This window comes from Mesorhizobium sp. LMG17149, assembly GCF_024518695.1.
Taxonomy (GTDB): Bacteria; Pseudomonadota; Alphaproteobacteria; order Rhizobiales; family Rhizobiaceae; genus Mesorhizobium.
Genome location: NZ_JANIFL010000015.1, coordinates 1 through 20,481 on the forward strand (window position 1 = coordinate 1; position 20,481 = coordinate 20,481).

Below are 20,481 nucleotides of genomic sequence, written 5' to 3' on the forward strand. Positions count from 1 at the left end.
TCATCCATGATGCCAGTCTCTCGCCAAACCATCGCCGGTCCTCCCGGCGGACAAGAAAACTGTCACCCATGCTATCGGTCCATTCTGTTACCTATCTATCCGGTTCGGACATCGCTCCCTTCTCCCCGTATAGTGACGGGGAGAAAGAGCTGTAACTACGCCCGCTTGATGGTGACGTGCGTGGCGAGCGGCGTCGCCACCTGCTGGCTGCAGATATAGCCCAGCTTGAGCATATCGAGGCCGGCGAAAAGGTTCTCGCCCGAGCCGAGCAGCACCGGCGCGATCGCCAGATGCATCTCGTCGATCAGTTTTTCCTGCAGATATTGCCGGATGGTGGCGACGCCGCCGCCGACCCGCACGTCCTTGCCGCCAGCGGTAGCCTTAGCCTGTTCAAGAGCTGAATGGATACCGTCAGTGACGAAGTGGAAAGTCGTGCCGCCCTCCATCGTGATCGGTTCCCGTTTGTGATGGGTGAGCACGAAAACCGGCACATGATAGGGCGGGTTGTCGCCCCACCAGCCCTTCCAGCTGTCGTCAGGCCATTCGCCGCGGATCGGTCCGAACATGTTTCGGCCGAGGATCCAGGCGCCGACATTTTCGAAGCTGCGCGCCGCGAACGCCTCGTTGACGTCGGTGGTGCCGCCATCTTGTCCGAGCACCATCTCACGGAAGGTGCGGGTGTCGACAAACCACTTGTGCAAGGATTCCCCACCGACGCCGAGAGGATTTTGCAGATCCTGATCGGGACCGGCGCCATAGCCGTCGAGCGACAGGGTGAAAGCGTTGACGCGAAGTTTGGACATGCGAGCCTCCTCGATAACAGATTGTGTTTTGCAAGCAGTTGTTTTGTAACAAACCGATTGTGAATTGCAACCGGTATTTTCAAGCTCAAACGAAGCTCAGGCAACGGTCAAGCGGCCCTCGCTATGGATTCCCCGGCCAGGAGCCGGAAATTGGTATGGATGTCGAAGCGGATTGGCCGACATTGCTCGCCGCGATCGGCCGTTGTCGCGAAGAGAAATTACCCCTTCAGCATCTCCGCCACTTCGGGTGCGAAATAGGTCAGGATGCCGTCGCACCCGGCGCGCTTGAAGGCGAGCAGCGATTCCAGCATTGCCTTCTCGCCGTCGATCCAGCCATTGGCGCCTGCCGCCTTGATCATCGAATATTCGCCCGACACCTGGTAGGCGAAGGTCGGCATCTGGAACTCGTCCTTCAGCCGCCGGATGATGTCGAGATAGGGCAGGCCGGGCTTGACCATCAGCATGTCGGCGCCCTCGGCGATGTCCTGTTCGGCCTCTCGCACCGCCTCGTCGGAATTGGCATGGTCGATGTAATAGGTCTTCTTGTCGCCCTTGAGCAGACCGGCGGTGCCCACCGCCTCGCGATAGGGACCGTAGAAGGCCGAGGCGAATTTGGTCGCATAGGACATGATCGCCACATCCTGAAAACCATTGGCGTCAAGCGCGTCCCGGATGGCGCCGATGCGGCCGTCCATCATGTCGGACGGCGCGATGATGTCGGCACCGGCGGCCGCCTGGATGACAGCAGCGGCGGTCACCTGTTCCACCGTCTCATCGTTGACGATGATGCCGTCGCGCAGGATGCCGTCATGGCCGTGGCTGGTGAATGGGTCGAGCGCGGCGTCGGTGATGATGCCGATCTGCGGCACCGCATCCTTGATCGCACGGGTGGCGCGGTTGATGACATTGTCGGGATCGAGGATATGCGAGCCGGTCTGGTCGCGCAGCGAGATGTCCACATTGGGGAAGGTGGCGAGTGCCGGAATGCCGAGTTTCGCCGCGCGCTCGGCCTCCTTGACGGCGAGATCGATCGACAGGCGGAAGACGCCGGGCATGGCGGCGATCGGCTCGCGGACACCCTTGCCCTCGACGACGAAGATCGGCCAGATCAGGTCGTCGACCGTGAGCCGGTTCTCCTGCACGAGACGGCGCGACCAGTCGGCCTTGCGCATGCGGCGCAGACGGCGGCTGCCGGTGATCTCGTCGACGCCGCGCGCGCCGGCGGGCTTTGCGGGGGTGAATTTGTTCATCGCTAAATACTCTCGTTCGGGCAGGCTTTTACCACGAGCTCCCGCTGCTGACCAATGCGGCACGATTGTGCCAGCGATCCGGTCGAAGTCTATTCGGGTTGCCCATTGCCTGACAGAATCTGTGCTGCGCCCCTGATGGCGACACGGAAAGCCTCGTCGAAGCCGACACCGCGCACCTGCCAGATGTAGGTCTTGCCGGCCGCGGCCAGCCGCCAGTCGGCGATCCAGCCCAGTTCCTTGTCGCTCCAGACGAGACTGCCGGAAAGCGCCTGGTCGGCGCCGGTCTTCTTCGCCAGTGTGTCGAGCTTCGTCATCTCGGCATTGCGAAGCTCCTGATCGTCCAATCCGGCCCGCGACAGCTGCGCCGCCGTGGGAAAAGCCACCTGCATGGCCAGCGGTACGGCGGCATTGCCGAACGATTCGCGCATCGGCGTGCCACGGTCGTCATCGGCATCGAGCGCGTAATGCATTGTTCCGCGCTCGGTCGTCAAAAACACCGCCAGCTGCGGCCGCTCGGCCAGCCACGGCCTGCTGCCGAGCGAAGCCAGCACCGGGTCGATTTCAGCCGGCTTGTACTGGCAGGAAAGGTTATGGGGCCGATCGTACGTGCCCTGATCGTCATGGTTGGGAATGCCTTCCATGCGGTCGCGGTAGCGAAAGCCTGCGACGAAGCTGCCGGCCTTGTCGCGCAATGCCGTCATTTCAGGTTTCGCCGGCAGGCGCTGATCGCCGGAAACCCGCACCAGAACCGCGTCGAGGCAGCGCTTGAAGCCGGACTGGCGGTTCTTCTCGTATTTGCCGTTGACGATGGTCTGCGAGCTGTAGAGATCTTCCAAAGTCGCCGCCATGACCGGGTGAACAGCCAAGCCGATGCTCAGCCCGATTGCCATTCGCGCAAGGTGCGAAAATCGAGTCATGAACAATCGTCCCGTTCGAAGCCCCGCCAGAGCCGCACTGCACCGAACTCTATCCAGTTTTCCAGTATTGCAGTTCGATTTTTAGCACTGGCTCCTGGTCCGGGCCAGAGCTTGCACCGGTGCGCTCGCCATTGACGCACCCATGCGCCACGCTTTAGCACTTCAGTCCCGGCGGCCGGGGGAGGGATTCTTCACGATGGATTTTGGCGGAGGCGACGAGATCCGCTTCGAACATCTGGGCCGGGCCGGCGTCGTCACCTTGACGCGGCCGCAGGCGCTCAATGCCTTGACGCACCGCATGATCGGAGCGCTCGACGCTGCCCTTTCCGCCTGGGAGGACGATCAGGGCATCGACGTCATCGTCGTCAAGGCAGAGGGCAGGGCCTTTTCGGCCGGCGGCGATATCCTGCATGTCTATGAGACAGGCCGCGCGGGAAAACCGCCGGTCGAGTTCTTCGCCGATGAATATCGCCTCAATGCCCGCATCAACAGTTTTAGGAAACCTTATGTCGCCCTGATTGACGGTATCGTCATGGGTGGCGGCGTCGGTATCTCCTTCCATGGCTCGCACCGGGTGATGACCGAGAATGCCCAATTTGCCATGCCGGAGGTCGGCATCGGCTTTTTTCCGGATGTTGGCGCCAGCCACCTGCTGCCAGATCTCGGCGGCTCCTTCGGCATGTATCTGGCGCTGACCGGCAATCGCATCCGCTATGGCGATGCGCTGTGGTCGGGGCTGGCCACCCACACCATCAAGGCCGAGGACCAGGCTGGCTTCCTCGACCGCCTGGCGCTGACCGGCGATCCGGAATCGGTGCTGCGCGGCTTCTTCGTGCAGGCAAGGCGCGAAACCGACAGGCCGACGCTGGAGGCGATTGTTCGCCATTTTTCGCAACCGTCCCTGAACCGCGTCATCGACAGCCTCGAGCGTGCGGCGGACGCCGACGAGTTCGCGGCAAAGACACTTGCGACGATCCGCACCCGCTCGCCGACCAGCCTGCGCGTCGCCTGGCGGCAGATCAGCGCCGGACTGACGCTGTCCATGGAAGCCTGCATGAAGATGGAGTTCCGCATCCTCAACCGGATGCTCGCCGGCCATGATTTCTACGAAGGCATCCGCGCCGCCATCATCGACAAGGGCTCGAAGCCGCAATGGCGGCCGGCAAGCCTCGCTGCGGTCAGCGAAGCGGATGTCGACGCCTATTTCGCCCCGCTCGGCGAACGGGAACTCTTGATATGAGCGAGGTGACTTCGAGGCGCGTCGTGCTGCAGCCCTCCGGGGTGGAGGTGATCTTCGCCTGGTTCCAGCGCGTCATATCGGGCTATTGCCTGCTGTTCGGCATTCTCTACTGGATCAGGTTGATCGGCTTTTATCCGGGTACGCTGTGGCGGTTCGACCTGATGCCCGTGCACTGGCAGGTCGCTGCGGTGGTGCTCGCCGTGTTCTTTCCCTTTGCCGCTGCCGGCCTGTGGATGCTGGCGTCCTGGGGGCCGGTGATCTGGTTCATCTGCGCGGTGACCGAGACGGTCATGTATGCCGGCTTTCCCGAGCTATTCGGCCACCGCTTGCTGATTGTCGCCTCGCATGCGGCGGTGGCGCTGCTCTACATCGTCTTCCGTGTCGTCATCTACCTGCAGAAGCGCCCGGTCCGCCACTAAGCCGTTGAACCCATTGGCGGCCCCGCTGTCGCCTCGAATGAGCTCCGCAATCGTTGCCGAAATCTTTAGGTTAATTATCCTTGCTCGGGTGACCGTTCGTTAAGCCTCTTCCGAAACCCCTTACCGGTAAGCTCTTGTTAGCCCTAGCGTTTAAGTCGAATTTTATGAGTATTCGATAGTGTCGCGATCAAGGTGAAAAACAAAAAATCACCAGGGCGACAAACGAGAGGCAAAGACAATGATCAATTCGCGTCCGGCGGCGAAGACCGCCAACGTATCCGACGATCGCCGCGAGGCTATCCGTTCCCTGTACATGGAATCGCTGCAGCTTGTTGAACGGCTGCACCGCCGCCTGCTTGATGTGATCAAGGACGAATTCGACCGCAACGGCCGTTCCGACATCAATGCCATCCAGGCGCTGCTGCTGTTCAACATCGGCAATTCCGAGCTGACCGCCGGCGAGTTGCGCTCGCGTGGCTACTATCTCGGCTCGAACGTCTCCTACAATCTGAAGAAGCTGGTCGATCTCGGCTTCATCAATCACCAGCGCTCGCGCATCGACCGCCGTTCGGTCCGTGTCTCGCTGACGCCGAAGGGCAACGAGGTGGCGGAGGTCGTTGCCGGCCTCTACGAGCGTCATGTCGGCTCGATCGAGCAGGTCGGCGGCATCAACACCGACGAGTTCAAGCAGATGAACCGTGCTTTGCAGCGGCTCGACCGCTTCTGGAACGACACTATCGCCTACCGGATGTAAGGCGCCGCATCGGATCCGGCCCGCGCCACAGAAACGCGGCCGAAATATCGACCTTCAGTCAGGGCCGGTGCCGAGAGGCATCGGCCTTTTTCTAGCGACTGACGGCGACTTGAGTTCATCTGTTTGTCGGCTGACCGCAACCCCGTGGGCCACGCTTTGCTTTCGCTTCCACAATGCCTAATGTCGCCGCACAAGGGGGCATGATGGGTCGAAGCAGGCGTTTCAAGATCTGTTTTGTCGCGGCGGCGCTACTGCTTGCGTCAGAAACGGCTTTCGCCGAGGAATGGTGGAAGGATGCCTTCGCCATGGAAGGCAGCAGCCCGTGCGACGGCAATGACTCCAGAGTGACGTTCACCGATAAGTCGGTGGAAATGTGGGAAGTCGGCTGCACAATCGACAAAGTCCAGAAGATCAAAGGCCTGGACGCCGTCATTTTGGACCTGACTTGCTCGGACGATACCGACAGTGTGGAAAAGAGGCGGGCGCTGCTGCTCAAACTCGATGACAGCAAGATATTGCGTTACCCTGAGAACCAAGTGCCGCAACGATGTTCCGAGTTGGAGGCTCCGGGTTCGAAGCCTTGAGCCAGGGTCGTTCGCGGCTGGCTGCCGGTCCTGCCGCGCGGCAGTCGACCCCATGTCGGCGACGGCTCCGACCCGATACCCAAAAGCATCGGTCCGTTCTTTTTGGAATGCCGGCCAGTCGGATTCGGGCGCTAGGCCACGTTGCCGCCATATTCCAGTGGAACCGAGAGTGGCAGTGATGCTGGTGTGAAGACCCTGCGTTCACCCGCAATCCGTATCGCGCCTGGGCGCTGTCACACCAAGGTGATACGGAGCATGGTTGGCTAATTGTTAAGATTGCCAATTTTACAGTGCGGGCGAGATCGCCCGGTGATCAACGCAGCAAGTGATCGAACTGCTACAAATGTCTGGAACGTCCATGAGAACCAGCCGTCGTTTTTTCCTCTCCGGAGCCTCCGCGCTCGCAGCCGCAGTGGTCGCCGGCGGCGCCAATGCGCAGGATGTGATCGGTGACATCCTGAAATCCTCCGCGCGCGGCAATTGGGACGACCAGTTCGATGCCCGCGCCAGCGAGGGCGGCAAGGTGGCCTCGACGCTGCCGATCTTCAGCCCGCAGACCGTCGCCTTCACGGAACAGGCGGTCGGGCAATACCAGAACATTGTCGGGCAGGGCGGCTGGGTCGACGTTCCCGCGACCAAGAAGCTGCAGCTCGGCGTCGATGACCCGGATGTGGTGCCGTTGCGCAAGCGGCTGATGGTTTCCGGCGATCTGTCGCAGAGTGCCGGCATTTCGACGGCCTTCGATTCCTATGTCGACTCGGCGGTCAAGCGTTTCCAGCTGCGCCATGGCCTGCCTGCCGATGGTGCGCTCGGCAAATACACCTATGCAGCGATGAACGTTTCGGCGCAGATCCGGCTCGGCCAGTTGCAGACCAATCTGCAGCGGCTGCGCGAGAAGGCCGGCACGCTGGGCAGCCGTTACGTGCTGGTCGACATTCCGGCAGCGCAGGTCGAAGCGGTCGAGAACGACCGCGTCGTGCTTCGCCACACCGCGATCGTCGGCAAGATCGACCGGCAGACGCCGATCGTCAATTCCAAGATCAACGAGATCATCGTCAATCCATACTGGAACGCGCCCGTCTCGATCGTCCGCAAGGACATCATCCCGCTGATGCGGAAAGATCCCGATTATCTCAAGAACAGCCACATCCGCCTGTTCGCGCCGGACGGCAGCGAAGTCGATCCCATGAATGTGGATTGGTCGACCGACGACGCCGCCAAGTACCGTTTCCGCCAGGATCCCGGCTCGGAAAACGCCATGGCCTCGGTGAAGATCAATTTCCCGAGCCCTGACGGCGTCTACATGCACGACACGCCGCAGCAGAGCCTGTTCGGCAAGATGTTGCGTTTCGATTCCTCGGGCTGCGTGCGCGTGCAGAATGTGCGCGACCTCGTCACCTGGATCCTGCGCGACACGCCCGGCTGGGACCGCCAGCATTTCGAGGCGGCGATCAAGACGGGTGAAAACACGCCGATCCAGGTCACCAATCCGGTGCCGGTCCACTTCCTCTATCTCTCGGCCTGGTCGACCGGTCCGGGCGTCGTGCAGTTCCGCGATGACGTCTACGCGCTTGACGGCAACAACGAGCTGCAGATCACGTCTGCGCTATAAGCATTTGATTCTTTTATAAAAAGGGCCGCCTCTCAGGGCGGCCTTTTTCATTGATTGGGTGCCGCGGCGTTTTTCACGGGACGGGCGGCTGGACGGATCGGCCAGCTTTGCGCATGGTCGGCGGGAAAGCCTGGAACCGGACCATGGAAGTCGCCGTCTTCATTTTGGTCGTGCTCGTCTTCGTGGCGCTCTCCGGCGCCCTGGTTCGCCTGGTGCGGGTGCCGTTGCCGGTGCTGCAGATTGCGATCGGTGCCGCGCTCGCCTGGCCGGTGCGCGGCATCCATGTCGAGATCAATCCGGAACTGTTCCTGCTGGTGTTCATCCCGCCGCTGCTGTTCGGCGATGCCTATGGCGCGCCGAAGCGTGAACTGATGGCGCTGCGCCGACCGATCCTGGATCTGGCCATAGGGCTGGTCTTCTTCACCATCGTCGGCTTCGGCTACGCCCTGCATTGGCTGGTGCCGAGCATCCCTCTGGTCGTCGCTTTTGCGCTTGCCGCGGTGCTGTCGCCGACCGACGCGGTGGCCGTGTCCTCGATCGTCGACAGGAATGTCGTCCCGGCGCGGCTGATGCACATTCTGGAAGGCGAGTCGCTGCTCAACGATGCGTCGGGGCTGGTCATGTTCCGCTTTGCCGTGGCGGCAGTGCTGACCGGCAGCTTTTCCCTTGCCGCGGCTTCGCTCAGTTTTCTCTATGCCGTGGCGATCGGCATCCTGATCGGCGTGGCGGCGCTGTTCGTTGCCGCCAAGCTGCTGCAATTGCTCAACCGGATCGGCGGCGTGCCGGCCGAAGCGCAGGTGCTGGTGATGGTCCTGCTGCCCTTCATCGCCTATCTCGGCGCCGAGCATGTCGGAGCTTCCGGCATCCTGGCGGCTGTCACCGCGGGCCTGCTCACCGGCGGCTCCGGCGTGTTTCGCTTCCTCGGCGTCTCGGCGCGGATGCAGACGATGTCGCTGTGGACGACGCTTTCCTTCGTTTTCAACGGTGCTCTCTTCATCGTGCTCGGCCTGCAGCTTCCCGACATCATCCGCCATGTGCCGCCGGAACTCATGAGCCTGCACCCGATCATCCAGCCGATCGCGACCGTCATCGCGCTGACGCTGTGCCTGATCGCGTTGCGCTTCCTGTGGATCTGGGTGGGCGATATCGCGGCCGGCATCGCCGCGCGTCTGGGCAAGCGCAAGGCGGAGCCGTTCGGGCTGCGCGTGCGGCTCGCCGGTTCGGTGGCCGGCGTGCGTGGCGCCATTACGCTGGCCGGCATATTGTCGCTGCCGCTCGCCATGCCGGACGGCTCGCCGTTTCCGGCGCGCGACCTGGTGATTTTCCTGGCCGCCGGCGTCATCATCTGTTCGCTGGTCTTCGCCAGCCTCGCTCTGCCGAGGATCGCCCGCGGGCTGGTCGAGCCGGGTGAGGATGCCGGCGCCGCCGAGGAGCGCCTGGCGCGTGTCGGCGCCGCCAAGGCGGCAATCGCGCGCATCGAGAGCATTGCCGGAGCCGCTGATGATGAGGGAGGCGAGGTGCCCGGTGCCAGGCTTGCCGCCGCCGACAGCATCGTCGCTGGTTACCGGCGCCGCATCGCCGCTTCCGACGAAGCCGATGAGGCCCGCGCCGAGGCGCGCGAAGCCGGAAGGCTGGAACTTGAGCTGAGATTTGCGGGCATCGAAGCCGAGCGCGAGGCCGTGCGCGCTATGTTTCGCAGCGGCGAGATCAACGACCACACGTCGCAGGCGCTGTTTACCGAGATCACGCTCACCGAGGCCTTGCTGAGAGGCCGCAAGGCGAGGAAATAGCGACCTGAAGGCTTCGCTGGCGCAATCCGGCCAGCAAATTTCGCGCCGCAAACGTGGCGGGGCGAAAACAACTGTGTTAATGGCGCGGCAAATGCAAGTCGCCCAAAATGTGCAGCGGTTTGGGACAACGACTTGCATAAATCAAAAATTGCCCCGAACCCCGAGGATTTCAGGCCATGGCAACAGCAGCGGCAGTGTCGAACAAATTCGAATCCTTCTTCGAAACCACGCTGGCCGATGCCGATCCGGAGATTTTCGGCGCCATCCGCAACGAACTCGGCCGCCAGCGCCATGAGATCGAACTGATCGCCTCGGAAAACATCGTTTCCCGCGCCGTGCTTGAGGCGCAGGGCTCGATCATGACCAACAAATATGCCGAGGGCTATCCGGGCAAGCGCTACTATGGCGGCTGCCAGTTCGTCGACGTGGCCGAGGAACTGGCCATCGAGCGCGCCAAGAAGCTGTTCGGCTGCAACTTCGCCAACGTCCAGCCGAACTCCGGCAGCCAGATGAACCAGGCCGTGTTCCTGGCGCTCTTGCAGCCGGGCGACACGTTCATGGGCCTCGACCTCAATTCCGGCGGCCATCTGACCCACGGTTCTCCGGTCAACATGAGCGGCAAATGGTTCAAGGTCGTCTCCTATGGCGTGCGCCAGCACGACCATCTGCTCGACATGGACGCCATCGAGAAGACCGCCCATGAGACCAGGCCGAAGCTGATCCTGGCTGGCGGCACCGCCTATTCGCGCGTCTGGGACTGGAAGCGGTTTCGCGAGATCGCCGATGCGGTCGGCGCCTATCTGATGGTCGACATGGCGCACATCGCCGGCCTGGTCGCCGGAGGCGTGCATCCGTCGCCGCTGCCGCATGCCCATGTCGTGACCACCACGACGCACAAGTCGTTGCGCGGCCCGCGCGGCGGCATGATCCTGTGCAATGACGAGGACATCGCCAAGAAGATGAATTCGGCGGTGTTCCCCGGCCTGCAGGGCGGCCCGCTGATGCATGTCATCGCCGCCAAGGCGGTTGCCTTCGGTGAAGCGCTGAAGCCGAGCTTCAAGGTCTATGCCGAGAGCGTCGCCGCCAACGCCAAAGCGCTCGCCTCCAGTCTCAAGGAAACCGGTCTCGACATCGTCTCCGGAGGCACCGACAACCATCTTATGCTGGTCGACCTCAGGCCCAAGAACGCCACCGGCAAGCGCGCCGAGGCCGCGCTCGGCCGCGCCAACATCACCTGCAACAAGAACGGCATCCCGTTCGACCCGGAAAAGCCTTTCGTCACCTCGGGCGTGCGTCTCGGCACCCCGGCTGGCACCACGCGCGGCTTCGGCCAGGCCGAATTCCGCGAGATCGGCAAGCTGATCGCCGAAGTGCTGGATGGTCTCAAGGTCGCCAATTCCGACGAGGGCAATGCCGCTGTCGAAGCTGCGGTCAAGGCCAAGGTCGTGGCGCTGACCGATCGTTTCCCGCTCTATCCCTATCTCGGCTGACGCGGTAGGAAGTCTTACCGCCTGCTGCAACGACAAGCGTCGTTTCAGCAGGCCGGGGCGACCGGCAGGAGCCTTGATGATGCGATCATTTCGTTTCGCCGACCTTGGCGCCGTTGGCGCTCTGGCCGCTTTGATCGCCGTGCCTTTCCCCGGCATCGCCTTGGCGCAAACCGCCCCTGCTCAAGCCGCGCCCGCGCAACCCGCACCTCAGCCCGAGCCCGCGGCGCCCGCCCAGGTGGCACCCAAGCTCGAAACCTTCGGCAGATGGTCGACCCTGGTCGACGAGGTCGACACCGGTGAGGATCTGCGCAAGACCTGCGCGGCCTCGACCGCCTTTATCGGCGCTGGCGGCGAGAGCGGCGTTCTGACGCTCATCATCACGAATGGCGATGCACTGCCGCCGGATGCCTACCCGTCCATAACGATCGCCGTCGCCAACAAGACCTTGCCGGCCGGCAAGTCGGTTACCGCCACCTTCGGCGACGACAAGGGCCGCGTCACCGCCAAGCTTCATTCCGATGGCGCCGTCAACGGCCGGCTCAGCTGGACCGTGGACAACCAGGCCAAGACCAGCCTGGCGCTCCTGCGCGCCATGCGCCGGGCATCGGTGCTTGATGTCTCCTTTGGTGATGCGCCGGTTGGAAGCATATCCATGGACGGCTTCACCAAGGCCTATCGCAGTCTCGGCGCATCGTGCGGTTTTCCGACCGCCGACGTAGCTCCCTGAGACGATCGGTACGCTGTGCGGCTGCCTGGCGAGGCTGGCAATCCTGCTTGCGCCTCGCTATCTCTGAAGGGCGAGGGGCTGTTGGCGACACTTTGCCATCGCTGCAAAAACCTCTAAGCCTTTCGCTTCACCAGATTCGCCAACCAAAGGCTTCTCCATGCGCTGTCCCTATTGCCAGTCGGAAGATACGCAGGTGAAGGATTCGCGCCCCGCAGAGGATGGCGCGGCGATCCGCAGGCGGCGTGTCTGCCCCGATTGCGGCGGTCGCTTCACCACCTTCGAGCGCGTGCAGTTGCGCGACCTCGTCGTGGTCAAGAAATCGGGCCGCAAAGTGCCCTTCGACCGCGACAAGTTGCTGCGCTCCGTGGAGATCGCCGTGCGCAAGCGCAATGTCGATCCCGAGCGCATCGACCGCGCGGTGACCGGCATCGTGCGCCAACTCGAAAGTTCCGGCGAGACGGAGGTTGCTTCGGGAGAAGTCGGCCGGCTGGTCATGGAAGCGCTGAAGTCGCTCGACGATGTCGCCTATGTCCGCTTTGCCTCGGTCTACCGCAATTTTCGCGAGGCCAAGGATTTCCACGAATTGCTGGGCGAGCTCAAGGGGGACGAAATCAAGGGTGAAGAGGAAGCCAGCTGAGCATGACTGCAAGCGAACAGGCCGCCCTTGATCGCCGCTTTATGGCGGCGGCACTCAGACTGTCGCGAAAAAATGCCGGGCGCACCGCGACCAATCCGTCCGTCGGCACGCTGATCGTGCGCGATGACGGCAACGGTCCGATGATCGTCGGCACCGGCGTCACCGCTGTCGGCGGCCGCCCGCATGCCGAGACCGAGGCCCTGGCCGAGGCCGGCGAGCTCGCGCGCGGCGCCACCGCTTACGTCACGCTGGAACCTTGCGCCCATCACGGCCGCACGCCGCCTTGCGCCAACGCGCTGGTCAATGCCGGTGTCGCGCGCGTCGTCGGTGCGGCCAGCGATCCCGATTCGCGCGTGTCCGGCAAGGGCTACGCGATCCTGCGTGCCGCCGGTGTCGAGGTGGTCGAGAAGGTGTTGGCCGAGCAAGCCGCCGAGCAGATGGCCGGCTATTTGATCCGATCATTAAGAAAACGCCCGGAAGTGATTCTCAAGCTTGCGCTTTCCAGCGACGGCAAGATCGGCAGGGAAGGCGGTGGGCAGGTGTCGATCACCGGCGATATTGCGCGCCGCGAAGTGTATCTGATGCGGGCCGAGGCGGATGGCATACTGGTTGGTATCGGCACGGCCCTTGAGGACGATCCGGCCCTGACGGTGCGTTTGCCGGGGCTGGAGAACCGTTCGCCTGCCCGCATCGTGCTCGACCGCCAGATCCGGTTGCCGGAGGCCTCGAAGCTGGTTTCGGGCGTCGACCGGGTGCCGCTCTATGTCGCCGCCTGCCTGGAGGCCGATCCGCTGCGGCGCGCAGCACTCGAACGCGCCGGCGTCCGCTTCATCGGCACGGAAACGCACGAGGGCGGCGTAGCCTTGCCGGAACTACTCGAGGATCTGGCCGCGCTCGGCATGGCCAGCGTGCTGGTCGAGGGCGGCGCCAGGGTGGCGAGCGCCTTCCTGGCCGATGGGCTGGTCGACCGCATTGTGCTGTTCCAGGGGCCGGAAGCGATCGGCGACGACGGCATTGCATCGCCAATCGACGCCGACCATATCCCGGCAGGATTTCGCAAGCTGCGCGAGATGCGTTTCGGCGAAGACAGCTACGCCGAGTGGACAAGAGACTTTTAGGGATCAACACCGATGTTTACCGGAATTGTCACCGATGTCGGCACTGTCGCTTCCGTCAAGTTGCTCAGGGAAGGGGTGGGGCTGCGCATCGACACAGCCTATGACCCGCAGACCATCGCCATCGGCGCCTCGATCTCCTGCGGCGGCGTCTGCCTGACGGTGACGGCCTTGCCCGACAGCGGCTCGAATGCGCGCTGGTTCGAGGTCAAGGCTTGGGAAGAGGCGCTCAGGCTGACGACGGCCTCGGGCTGGAAATCCGGCACCAAGGTCAATCTGGAGCGGGCGCTGAAGATCGGCGACGAACTCGGCGGCCACATCGTTTCGGGCCATATCGACGGCATGACCGAAATCGTCGAGCGCAAGGATGAGGGCGACGCGGTGCGCTTCACGCTGGAGGCGCCGCGCGACCTGGCGAAGTTCATCGCGCCAAAAGGCTCGGTCGCGCTCGACGGCACCTCGCTCACCGTCAACAAGGTCGAAGGCACGCGCTTCGACGTGCTTTTGATCCACCATTCGCTGACCGTGACCACCTGGGGTGAGCGCAAAGTCGGCGACCGCGTCAATCTCGAGATCGACACCATGGCCCGCTACGCGGCGCGGCTGGTGGAGGCGACGAAAGAGGGGCTGTGATGACCAAGGACAGGGTGAATTCCACGCAGGAAGACAAGTTGATGCGTGAGGAGCGGGCCGATGTGAACACCGAAGGGCACTCGCAGCTCGATCTGTCTGTCAACGACAGCAGAGTCTTCGTTGAAGCCTTGATCAATCCACGATCGGTGAACGATCGTCTGCGCGATACGGTGCGTCGCTACCGTCACGTTACAGGCTCCTGAATACTGGAAACCCAACAAGTTCTGCCGACCGTCGGCGTCGTGGACAATCTTCCGCTTGCGATGAACCCGGCTTCGGCCTAAGTCACCGGCAACTCCCCGGAGACTTTTATGGCTGGCACATCCCAACACGGCAAAGCCTTCATTCGTCCGAAGGCGAAGGCGCATCTGCTCATTGTCGAAGCGCGCTTTCACGACGACCTTGCCGACGCGCTGCTCGACGGCGCGACAAGCGCGCTCGATGAAGCGGGCGCGACTTACGATGTCGTCACCGTTCCAGGTTCGCTCGAGATCCCCGCAGTGATCTCCTTTGCACTGGACGGCGCGACGGGAGGCGGCACACATTATGACGGCTTTGTCGCGCTCGGCACCGTCGTCCGCGGCGACACCTATCATTTCGACATTGTCGCCAATGAATCCAGCCGCGCGCTCATGGATTTGAGCGTGCAGGACTCGGTCTGCATCGGCAATGGCATCCTCACCACCGAGAATGACGCCCAGGCCTGGACTCGCGCCAAACGCTCGGAAGGCGACAAGGGCGGCTTTGCCGCGCGTGCGGCCCTGACCATGATTGCCCTCAAGGAACAACTGGGAGCGCGATCGTGAGCGAACCCGCTTCGCCCGGCCAGCCCGCGGTGCGCCACGCCAACAAGCGCGGCGCTGCCCGTCTTGCCGCCGTGCAGGCGCTCTATCAGATGGATGTCGCCGGCAGTGGCGTCTTCGAGATCACCGCCGAATACGAGGCCTTCCGTCTCGGCAAGGAAGTCGACGGAGCGCTCTATCGCGAGGCCGATGCGCAATGGTTTCGCGCCATCCTGGCGGGTGTCGTCGAGAACCAGAAGACCATCGATCCGATCATCCGCCAGGCGCTGACCGAGGACTGGCCGCTGTCGCGGCTCGATTCGACGCTGCGCGCCATTCTGCGTGCCGGCGTCTACGAGTTGATGAAGCGCGAGGATGTCCCCGTCGCGGTCATCGTCTCCGAATATGTCGACATCGCCAAGGCCTTCTACGAGGAAGACGAGCCGAAGCTGGTCAATGCCGTGCTCGACCGTGTGTCTCGCCGGGTGCGTGGCGAGGGGCGGGGCAAGGACGCATCATGACGGCAATCGCCGTCGAGGCAGGCAGGGAGGCGCGCCGCACGGCGCTGATCCTGGCCGCCTCGCAGGCGATCATCGGCTCGGCCGCTCCCATCGCCATCTCCGTGGGCGCGCTGGCCGGGCAATATCTGCTTGGCCCCGACAAATCATTGGCGACAGCGCCGGTCACCGGCTTCAACATCGGCGTGGCGCTCGGCGCGCTGCCTGCAGCGGCCATCATCCGCAGCATGGGCCAGCGCGGCGGCTTCATGACCGGAACGATCGTCACGGCGCTTGGCGGCCTCGTCGCCACGCTTGCGCTTTTTCAAGGCAGCTTCTGGCTGTTTGCCTTTGGCTTGCTCACGATCGGTGTCGGCGGCGCCTTCGTCCAGCAGTTCCGCTTCGCCGCTGCCGACAACGCACCGCCGGAATTCAAGGCGCGTGCCATCTCATTCGTGCTGGCCGGCGGCATCGTCACCGCCATCCTTGGGCCGCAGATCGTCATCTTCACCCGCGAATTGCTGGCGCCGGTCATGTTTGCCGGTTCCTTCATCTCCATCCTGCCGCTGGCCGCCGTCGGCGCTATCATCCTGTCGTTCCTGCGGCTGCCGGCGAAAGCATCCGGCAAGGTGGAGATCGCCGACAGCGACGCCAGGCCACTGGCTGAAATCGTCACGCAGCCGCGTTTCGTCGCCGCGCTTTTCTGCGCGGTCGGCAGCTATGCGCTGATGAGCTTCGTCATGACGGGCGCACCGCTGGCCATGGTCGGTTGCGGCCTGTCGGAGAACGACGCGACGCTCGGCATCTCCTGGCACGTCATGGCGATGTTCGCACCAAGCTTCTTCACCGGCTCGCTGATCCATCGCTTCGGCGCCGAACGCATTGTGGCCACCGGCCTGATCCTGCTCATCGGCTGCGCCATTGTCGCTCTGTCGGGCCTGGCGCTGTGGCAGTTCTGGACGTCGCTGATCCTGCTAGGCCTTGGCTGGAACTTCGGCTTCATCGGCGCGACCGCGATGGTGGCCGCCACCTACAGGCCGTCGGAAAAGGGCAAGGTGCAAGGCTTCCACGACTTCGTCCTGTTCGGCTCCGTCGCCTGCGCCTCGCTGATGTCGGGCATGGTCTACAACGCCTGGGGCTGGGAGATGCTGAACTGGATAGTCTTTCCGGTTACCGTCCTGTGCTTCGTGGCGCTCGGCGCGCTCAAGCTGACGAGCTTGCGCAAAGCCGAAGCCTGATCCATCCGCCGTTTCACCTGACACGGCGCTGTCAGCACGATGTCGGCCGAATTTACCGCTTCGGAACAAAAATATTGCGTCTGTACCTATTGTTATGAAACCGTGTACCCCGACTGGCCGTTGAAGCCATGCTCATATGCGGTCACCGCGTTTCGGTTCATAGCAAGGGGTTTCACAATGTTTTCAGTCAAGTTTCTGGCCGGCGCGGCATTGGCGCTCGGCATCACGGTGGCTTCCGCCAATGCCCAGGTGGTTGTCTCTTCGAAGATCGACACAGAGGGCGGCGTGCTGGGTAACATCATCCAGCTCGTGCTCAACGCCAACAACATCAAGACATCGGACCGTATCCAGCTCGGTGGCACGCCGGTGGTGCGCAAGGCGATCACCGCCGGCGAGATCGACATCTATCCCGAATACACCGGCAACGCCGCTTTCTTCTTCGAAAAGGCCGACGACCCGGTCTGGAAAGACGCCGCCAAGGCCTATGAAACGGCCAAGAAGCTCGACTACGACGCCAACAAGATCGTCTGGCTGTCGCCGTCGCCCGCAAACAACACCTGGGCGATCGCGCTTCGCAAGGAAGTCGCCGAGACCAACAAGCTCGCCACGCTTACCGACTTCGGCAAATATGTCGCGGGCGGCGGTCAGGTGGTGCTGGCGGCTTCCGCCGAGTTCGTCAATTCGGCGGCCGCACTTCCGGCTTTCCAGACCACCTATGGCTTCACGCTGAAGCCTGAGCAATTGATCACCCTCTCGGGCGGCGACACGGCGGCAACCATCGCAGCGGCCGCCAACCAGACCAATGGCGCCAATGCGGCCATGGTCTACGGCACCGATGGCGGCATCGCACCGTCCGGGCTCGTCGTGCTCGACGACGACAAGGGCGTGCAGCCGGTCTACCAGCCGGCGCCGATCATCCGCGAAGCGGTGCTGAAGGAGCATCCCGAGATCGAGACGCTGCTGAAGCCGGTTTTCGCCAAGCTCGACCTCGTCACCTTGCAGGAACTGAACGGTCGCGTGCAGGTCGGCGGCGAGCCGGTCAAGGGCGTCGCCGAGGACTTCCTGAAGAAGAACGGCTTCCTGAAGTAGGACGATTCCGGCGCGCCGCTTTCGTGGCGCGCCGGATCGACTGACGGGGCAGGGCGTGAACATCCGCTTCGACAAGCTCGGCGTGGTCATCGCCGCGATATCAGCCTATGCGGCCTTCGCCGCCCCCTTTGCCACGTTCCGTGCCAACCGCATCGTCCCCGGCCAGGCGCGCTCGATTCTCGAGGCGCTGCCGGCAACGACCGGAACGCTGCTGCTCGCCATCATTGTCGCCGCAGCACTCATCGCGCTGTTCAAGACACCACTTGTGCTGCGCCTTGCCGCCAGCGTGATGGCGCTTGCCGCGCTCGCGCTGCTGATCGGTGTCGCCGGAACATTTCTCACGCCGGCGGGCAACACCTTCGCCAGAGTTTCGCCAGCCTCCGGTTTCTGGATTCTGATCTTTGCCTTCACGCTTTTGCTCGCCGACGTGCTGACAAGGCTGAACCTGTCGCCATTGGCGCGGGTTGGCGTGCTTGTGGTCGCGGCTTTGGCGATCGGGCTGCTGTTGATTTCGGGAAGCTGGGACAATCTGTCGATCCTGAAGGAATATTTCAACCGCGCCGACAGTTTCTGGGTAGAGGGCTCCAAGCATGTAACGCTGGCGCTAGGGTCGCTGCTTGCGGCGGTGGTCGTCGGCCTGCCACTCGGCATTCTCTGCCATCGTGTCGAAAGTCTGCGCGCCGGCGTTCTCACCGTGCTCAATATCATCCAGACCATTCCTTCGATCGCGCTGTTCGGCCTTTTGATCGCGCCGCTCGGCTGGGTTGCCACGCATGTGCCGGGAGCTGCCGCGCTCGGCATTCGCGGCATCGGCACCGCACCGGCTTTTGTGGCGCTGTTCCTTTACTCGCTGCTGCCGGTGGTGGCCAACACCGTGGTCGGTCTGGCCGGCGTGCCGCGCGCGGCCAACGACGCGGCGCGCGGCATGGGCATGACCGACAGGCAGCGCCTGTTCGGCGTCGAGTTTCCGCTGGCTTTTCCTGTCATCCTCACCGGCATCCGCATCGTCTTGGTGCAGAACATCGGCCTCGCCACCATTGCCGCGCTGATCGGCGGCGGCGGTTTCGGCGTGTTCGTCTTCCAGGGTGTGGGCCAGACGGCGATGGACCTTGTGCTGCTTGGCGCGGTGCCAACGGTCGCGCTCGCCTTTGCCGCCGCCATCATCCTCGATGCGGTGATCGAAATGACCGACACCAGGCGCAGGGTTGAAACGGCATGATCGAGATCGAAAGCATCACCAAGCGCTATGACGCGACGACCGTGGTCGATGACGTGTCGATGGTTATCGAGCCGCGCACCATCGCCGTCATTGTCGGCACGTCCGGTTCCGGCAAGACGACGCTGCTGCGCATGATCAACCGGCTGGTCGAGCCGACCTCGGGCATCATCAAGCTCGACGGCGCCGACAATCGTTCGCTGCCCGGCTACGAGCTGCGCCGCAGCATCGGCTACGCTATCCAGGGGCACGGCCTGTTTCCGCATCGCACGGTGGCACAGAACATTGCCACCGTGCCGGTGCTGCTTGGCTGGGACAAGGACCGTATCAAGGCCCGGGTCGACGAGCTGATGACGCTCTATCAGCTCGATCCCGAAGCCTTCGGGCCTCGCTACCCGCACGAACTGTCCGGCGGCCAGCAGCAGCGCGTCGGTGTTGCCCGCGCACTCGCCGCCGAACCCAACGTGCTGTTGATGGACGAACCGTTCGGCGCCCTCGACCCGATCATCCGCACCAAGGCGCAGGAAGATCTGCTGGCGATCCAGAAGCGCTTCGGCACCACCATCATCCTCGTCACCCACGACATGGAAGAGGCCGTGCATATGGGCGACAAGATCGCGGTCATGGATGCCGGCAAGCTGGTGCAATACGCCAAGCCGGCCGAGATCCTGGCAAAGCCGGCAAGCGCCTTCGTCGAGACCCTGGTTGGCGCCAGCGAAAGGCCGTTCCGGTTGCTGTCGCTCGGCCGGGTCCGCGATGCCGTGGAGAAGGGCTCCGCCGAAGGTGAGGCGATCCCCGGCGATGCGAGCCAGCGCGACGCGCTGGCCGAATTGTTGTGGTCGGGCCGGCCGGCGCTGCCGGTCAAAGGCGCCGACGGCAAGCCGCTTGGCCGCGTGACCGTCGAAGGGCTGGTGAAGCGTGCGGCGAGGCCGGCATGAAGGCCTGGCTTCCATCGCTGCTCAGGCTAGCATTGGTGGTGCTGCTTGTCGCCTTCGTCACCAATCCCGGGTGGTTCGTGCCGCTGCTGAAGCCGCTGACCGAAAACAACGCGCCGGTGATCTACAACCAGGGCAGCCTGCTGACGCTGACCCTGCTGCACTTACGCACGGTTCTGATCGCCACCGTGGCGGCAACCATCGTTGCGGTGGCGCTTGCCATCCTGGTCACCAGGCCGGCCGGCGCCGAATTCCTGCCGCTATCGCGCAGCCTCGTCAACATCGGTCAGACCTTTCCGCCGGTGGCGGTGCTGGCGCTTGCCGTACCGGCCGTCGGCTTCGGCGAGAAGCCGACACTGATCGCCCTGTTTCTCTATGGCCTGCTGCCGATTTTCGAGAATGCACTGACCGGCCTGACGACGCTGCCGGCCAATGTCGTCGAGGCGGCGCGCGGCGCCGGCATGACCGGTTGGCAAAGGCTCACCAAGGTCGAGCTGCCGCTCAGCGCCCCGATCATTCTCGGCGGCATCAGGCTGTCGGTGGTGATCAGTCTTGCCACCGCGACCATCGGTTCGACCGTGGCAGCCAAAACGCTGGGCGAAGTGATCATCGCCGGGCTGTTGTCCAACAATCTCGCCTTCATCCTGCAAGGCGGCCTGATCGTGGCAGCGCTTGCCGTGCTGATCTATGACGGTCTGTCGGCGATCGAGCGCTACACGGCGCGCCGCATGGGCAGAGAGGCCGAATAGTCGA

The 20,481-nt window shown here is 63.4% G+C and carries 22 protein-coding genes; 19 read left to right on the plus strand and 3 right to left on the minus strand.

Annotated elements, in window-relative coordinates; genetic code table 11:
• Nucleotides 1-155 precede the first annotated feature (155 nt).
• The 3 genes from NP945_RS28720 to NP945_RS28730 all read right to left on the minus strand — a co-directional run bounded on the left by NP945_RS28720 (nt 156) and on the right by NP945_RS28730 (nt 2,970).
• Nucleotides 156-803: a dihydrofolate reductase family protein gene (locus NP945_RS28720; RefSeq protein ID WP_256748203.1), complete on the minus strand. Its 648-nt coding sequence runs from the start codon at nt 801-803 to the stop codon at nt 156-158.
• A 218-nt stretch (nt 804-1,021) separates the two neighbouring features.
• Nucleotides 1,022-2,053, minus strand: a complete 1,032-nt coding sequence (gene hemB / locus NP945_RS28725; RefSeq protein WP_256748204.1) for a porphobilinogen synthase — start codon at nt 2,051-2,053, stop codon at nt 1,022-1,024.
• Between the two features lie 89 nt (nt 2,054-2,142).
• On the minus strand, nt 2,143-2,970 hold the full coding sequence (locus tag NP945_RS28730; RefSeq protein ID WP_256748205.1) for a DUF2066 domain-containing protein: 828 nt from the start codon (nt 2,968-2,970) through the stop codon (nt 2,143-2,145).
• 196 nt (nt 2,971-3,166) lie between these two features.
• On the opposite strand from NP945_RS28730, the gene NP945_RS28735 reads away from it, so the two are divergent.
• The 19 genes from NP945_RS28735 (at nt 3,167) to NP945_RS28825 (ending at nt 20,477) form a co-directional block, all read left to right on the plus strand.
• Nucleotides 3,167-4,210 carry an enoyl-CoA hydratase/isomerase family protein gene (locus tag NP945_RS28735; RefSeq protein ID WP_256748206.1) on the plus strand — a complete coding sequence of 348 codons (1,044 nt, stop codon included), beginning with the start codon at nt 3,167-3,169 and terminating at the stop codon, nt 4,208-4,210.
• Entirely contained in the window at nt 4,207-4,629 is a 423-nt protein-coding gene (locus tag NP945_RS28740) for a DUF6163 family protein (RefSeq protein WP_127272646.1), read from the plus strand. Before NP945_RS28735 ends, NP945_RS28740 begins: the two co-directional genes overlap by 4 nt.
• Before the next feature lie 238 nt (nt 4,630-4,867).
• Entirely contained in the window at nt 4,868-5,383 is a 516-nt protein-coding gene (gene ldtR, locus NP945_RS28745) for a transcriptional regulator LdtR (RefSeq protein ID WP_008875359.1), read from the plus strand.
• A 173-nt stretch (nt 5,384-5,556) separates the two neighbouring features.
• On the plus strand, nt 5,557-5,967 hold the full coding sequence (locus NP945_RS28750) for a hypothetical protein (RefSeq protein WP_256748207.1): 411 nt from the start codon (nt 5,557-5,559) through the stop codon (nt 5,965-5,967).
• Nucleotides 5,968-6,325: 358 nt separating this feature from the next.
• A complete protein-coding gene (locus tag NP945_RS28755) occupies nt 6,326-7,579 on the plus strand; it encodes a murein L,D-transpeptidase (RefSeq protein ID WP_256748208.1) in 1,254 nt (417 codons plus the stop codon).
• 143 nt (nt 7,580-7,722) lie between these two features.
• A complete protein-coding gene (locus NP945_RS28760) occupies nt 7,723-9,369 on the plus strand; it encodes a Na+/H+ antiporter (RefSeq protein ID WP_256748209.1) in 1,647 nt (548 codons plus the stop codon).
• Nucleotides 9,370-9,545: 176 nt separating this feature from the next.
• Nucleotides 9,546-10,859, plus strand: a complete 1,314-nt coding sequence (gene glyA / locus NP945_RS28765; RefSeq protein WP_256748210.1) for a serine hydroxymethyltransferase — start codon at nt 9,546-9,548, stop codon at nt 10,857-10,859.
• Nucleotides 10,860-10,935: 76 nt separating this feature from the next.
• A complete protein-coding gene (locus tag NP945_RS28770; RefSeq protein ID WP_256748211.1) occupies nt 10,936-11,586 on the plus strand; it encodes a hypothetical protein in 651 nt (216 codons plus the stop codon).
• Between the two features lie 157 nt (nt 11,587-11,743).
• Nucleotides 11,744-12,223 (plus strand): transcriptional regulator NrdR, encoded by a 480-nt coding sequence (gene nrdR, locus NP945_RS28775; RefSeq protein WP_023810227.1) that lies wholly within the window; start codon nt 11,744-11,746, stop codon nt 12,221-12,223.
• Between the two features lie 2 nt (nt 12,224-12,225).
• Nucleotides 12,226-13,341: a bifunctional diaminohydroxyphosphoribosylaminopyrimidine deaminase/5-amino-6-(5-phosphoribosylamino)uracil reductase RibD gene (ribD, locus tag NP945_RS28780; RefSeq protein WP_256748212.1), complete on the plus strand. Its 1,116-nt coding sequence runs from the start codon at nt 12,226-12,228 to the stop codon at nt 13,339-13,341.
• Between the two features lie 12 nt (nt 13,342-13,353).
• Nucleotides 13,354-13,971, plus strand: coding sequence for a riboflavin synthase (locus tag NP945_RS28785; protein WP_256748213.1), 618 nt, complete (start codon nt 13,354-13,356; stop codon nt 13,969-13,971).
• Nucleotides 13,971-14,174, plus strand: coding sequence for a DUF1778 domain-containing protein (locus NP945_RS28790; RefSeq protein WP_127270989.1), 204 nt, complete (start codon nt 13,971-13,973; stop codon nt 14,172-14,174). The genes NP945_RS28785 and NP945_RS28790 overlap by 1 nt, the downstream gene beginning before the upstream one ends.
• Before the next feature lie 108 nt (nt 14,175-14,282).
• Nucleotides 14,283-14,777 (plus strand): 6,7-dimethyl-8-ribityllumazine synthase, encoded by a 495-nt coding sequence (gene ribH, locus NP945_RS28795; protein WP_127270987.1) that lies wholly within the window; start codon nt 14,283-14,285, stop codon nt 14,775-14,777.
• Nucleotides 14,774-15,274: a transcription antitermination factor NusB gene (nusB, locus tag NP945_RS28800; protein WP_023798402.1), complete on the plus strand. Its 501-nt coding sequence runs from the start codon at nt 14,774-14,776 to the stop codon at nt 15,272-15,274. Before ribH ends, nusB begins: the two co-directional genes overlap by 4 nt.
• Nucleotides 15,271-16,488: an MFS transporter gene (locus tag NP945_RS28805; RefSeq protein ID WP_127373081.1), complete on the plus strand. Its 1,218-nt coding sequence runs from the start codon at nt 15,271-15,273 to the stop codon at nt 16,486-16,488. Before nusB ends, NP945_RS28805 begins: the two co-directional genes overlap by 4 nt.
• 177 nt (nt 16,489-16,665) lie before the next feature.
• The gene (locus NP945_RS28810; protein WP_127322450.1) at nt 16,666-17,577 is read left to right on the plus strand and encodes an ABC transporter substrate-binding protein; all 912 of its coding nucleotides are present in this window, start codon (nt 16,666-16,668) and stop codon (nt 17,575-17,577) included.
• Between the two features lie 55 nt (nt 17,578-17,632).
• Complete coding sequence (locus NP945_RS28815; protein WP_256748214.1) at nt 17,633-18,796, plus strand: ABC transporter permease; 1,164 nt, start codon at nt 17,633-17,635, stop codon at nt 18,794-18,796.
• On the plus strand, nt 18,793-19,731 hold the full coding sequence (locus NP945_RS28820; protein WP_256748215.1) for an ABC transporter ATP-binding protein: 939 nt from the start codon (nt 18,793-18,795) through the stop codon (nt 19,729-19,731). The genes NP945_RS28815 and NP945_RS28820 overlap by 4 nt, the downstream gene beginning before the upstream one ends.
• The gene (locus NP945_RS28825) at nt 19,728-20,477 is read left to right on the plus strand and encodes an ABC transporter permease (protein WP_127329715.1); all 750 of its coding nucleotides are present in this window, start codon (nt 19,728-19,730) and stop codon (nt 20,475-20,477) included. Before NP945_RS28820 ends, NP945_RS28825 begins: the two co-directional genes overlap by 4 nt.
• Nucleotides 20,478-20,481: the final 4 nt, after the last annotated feature.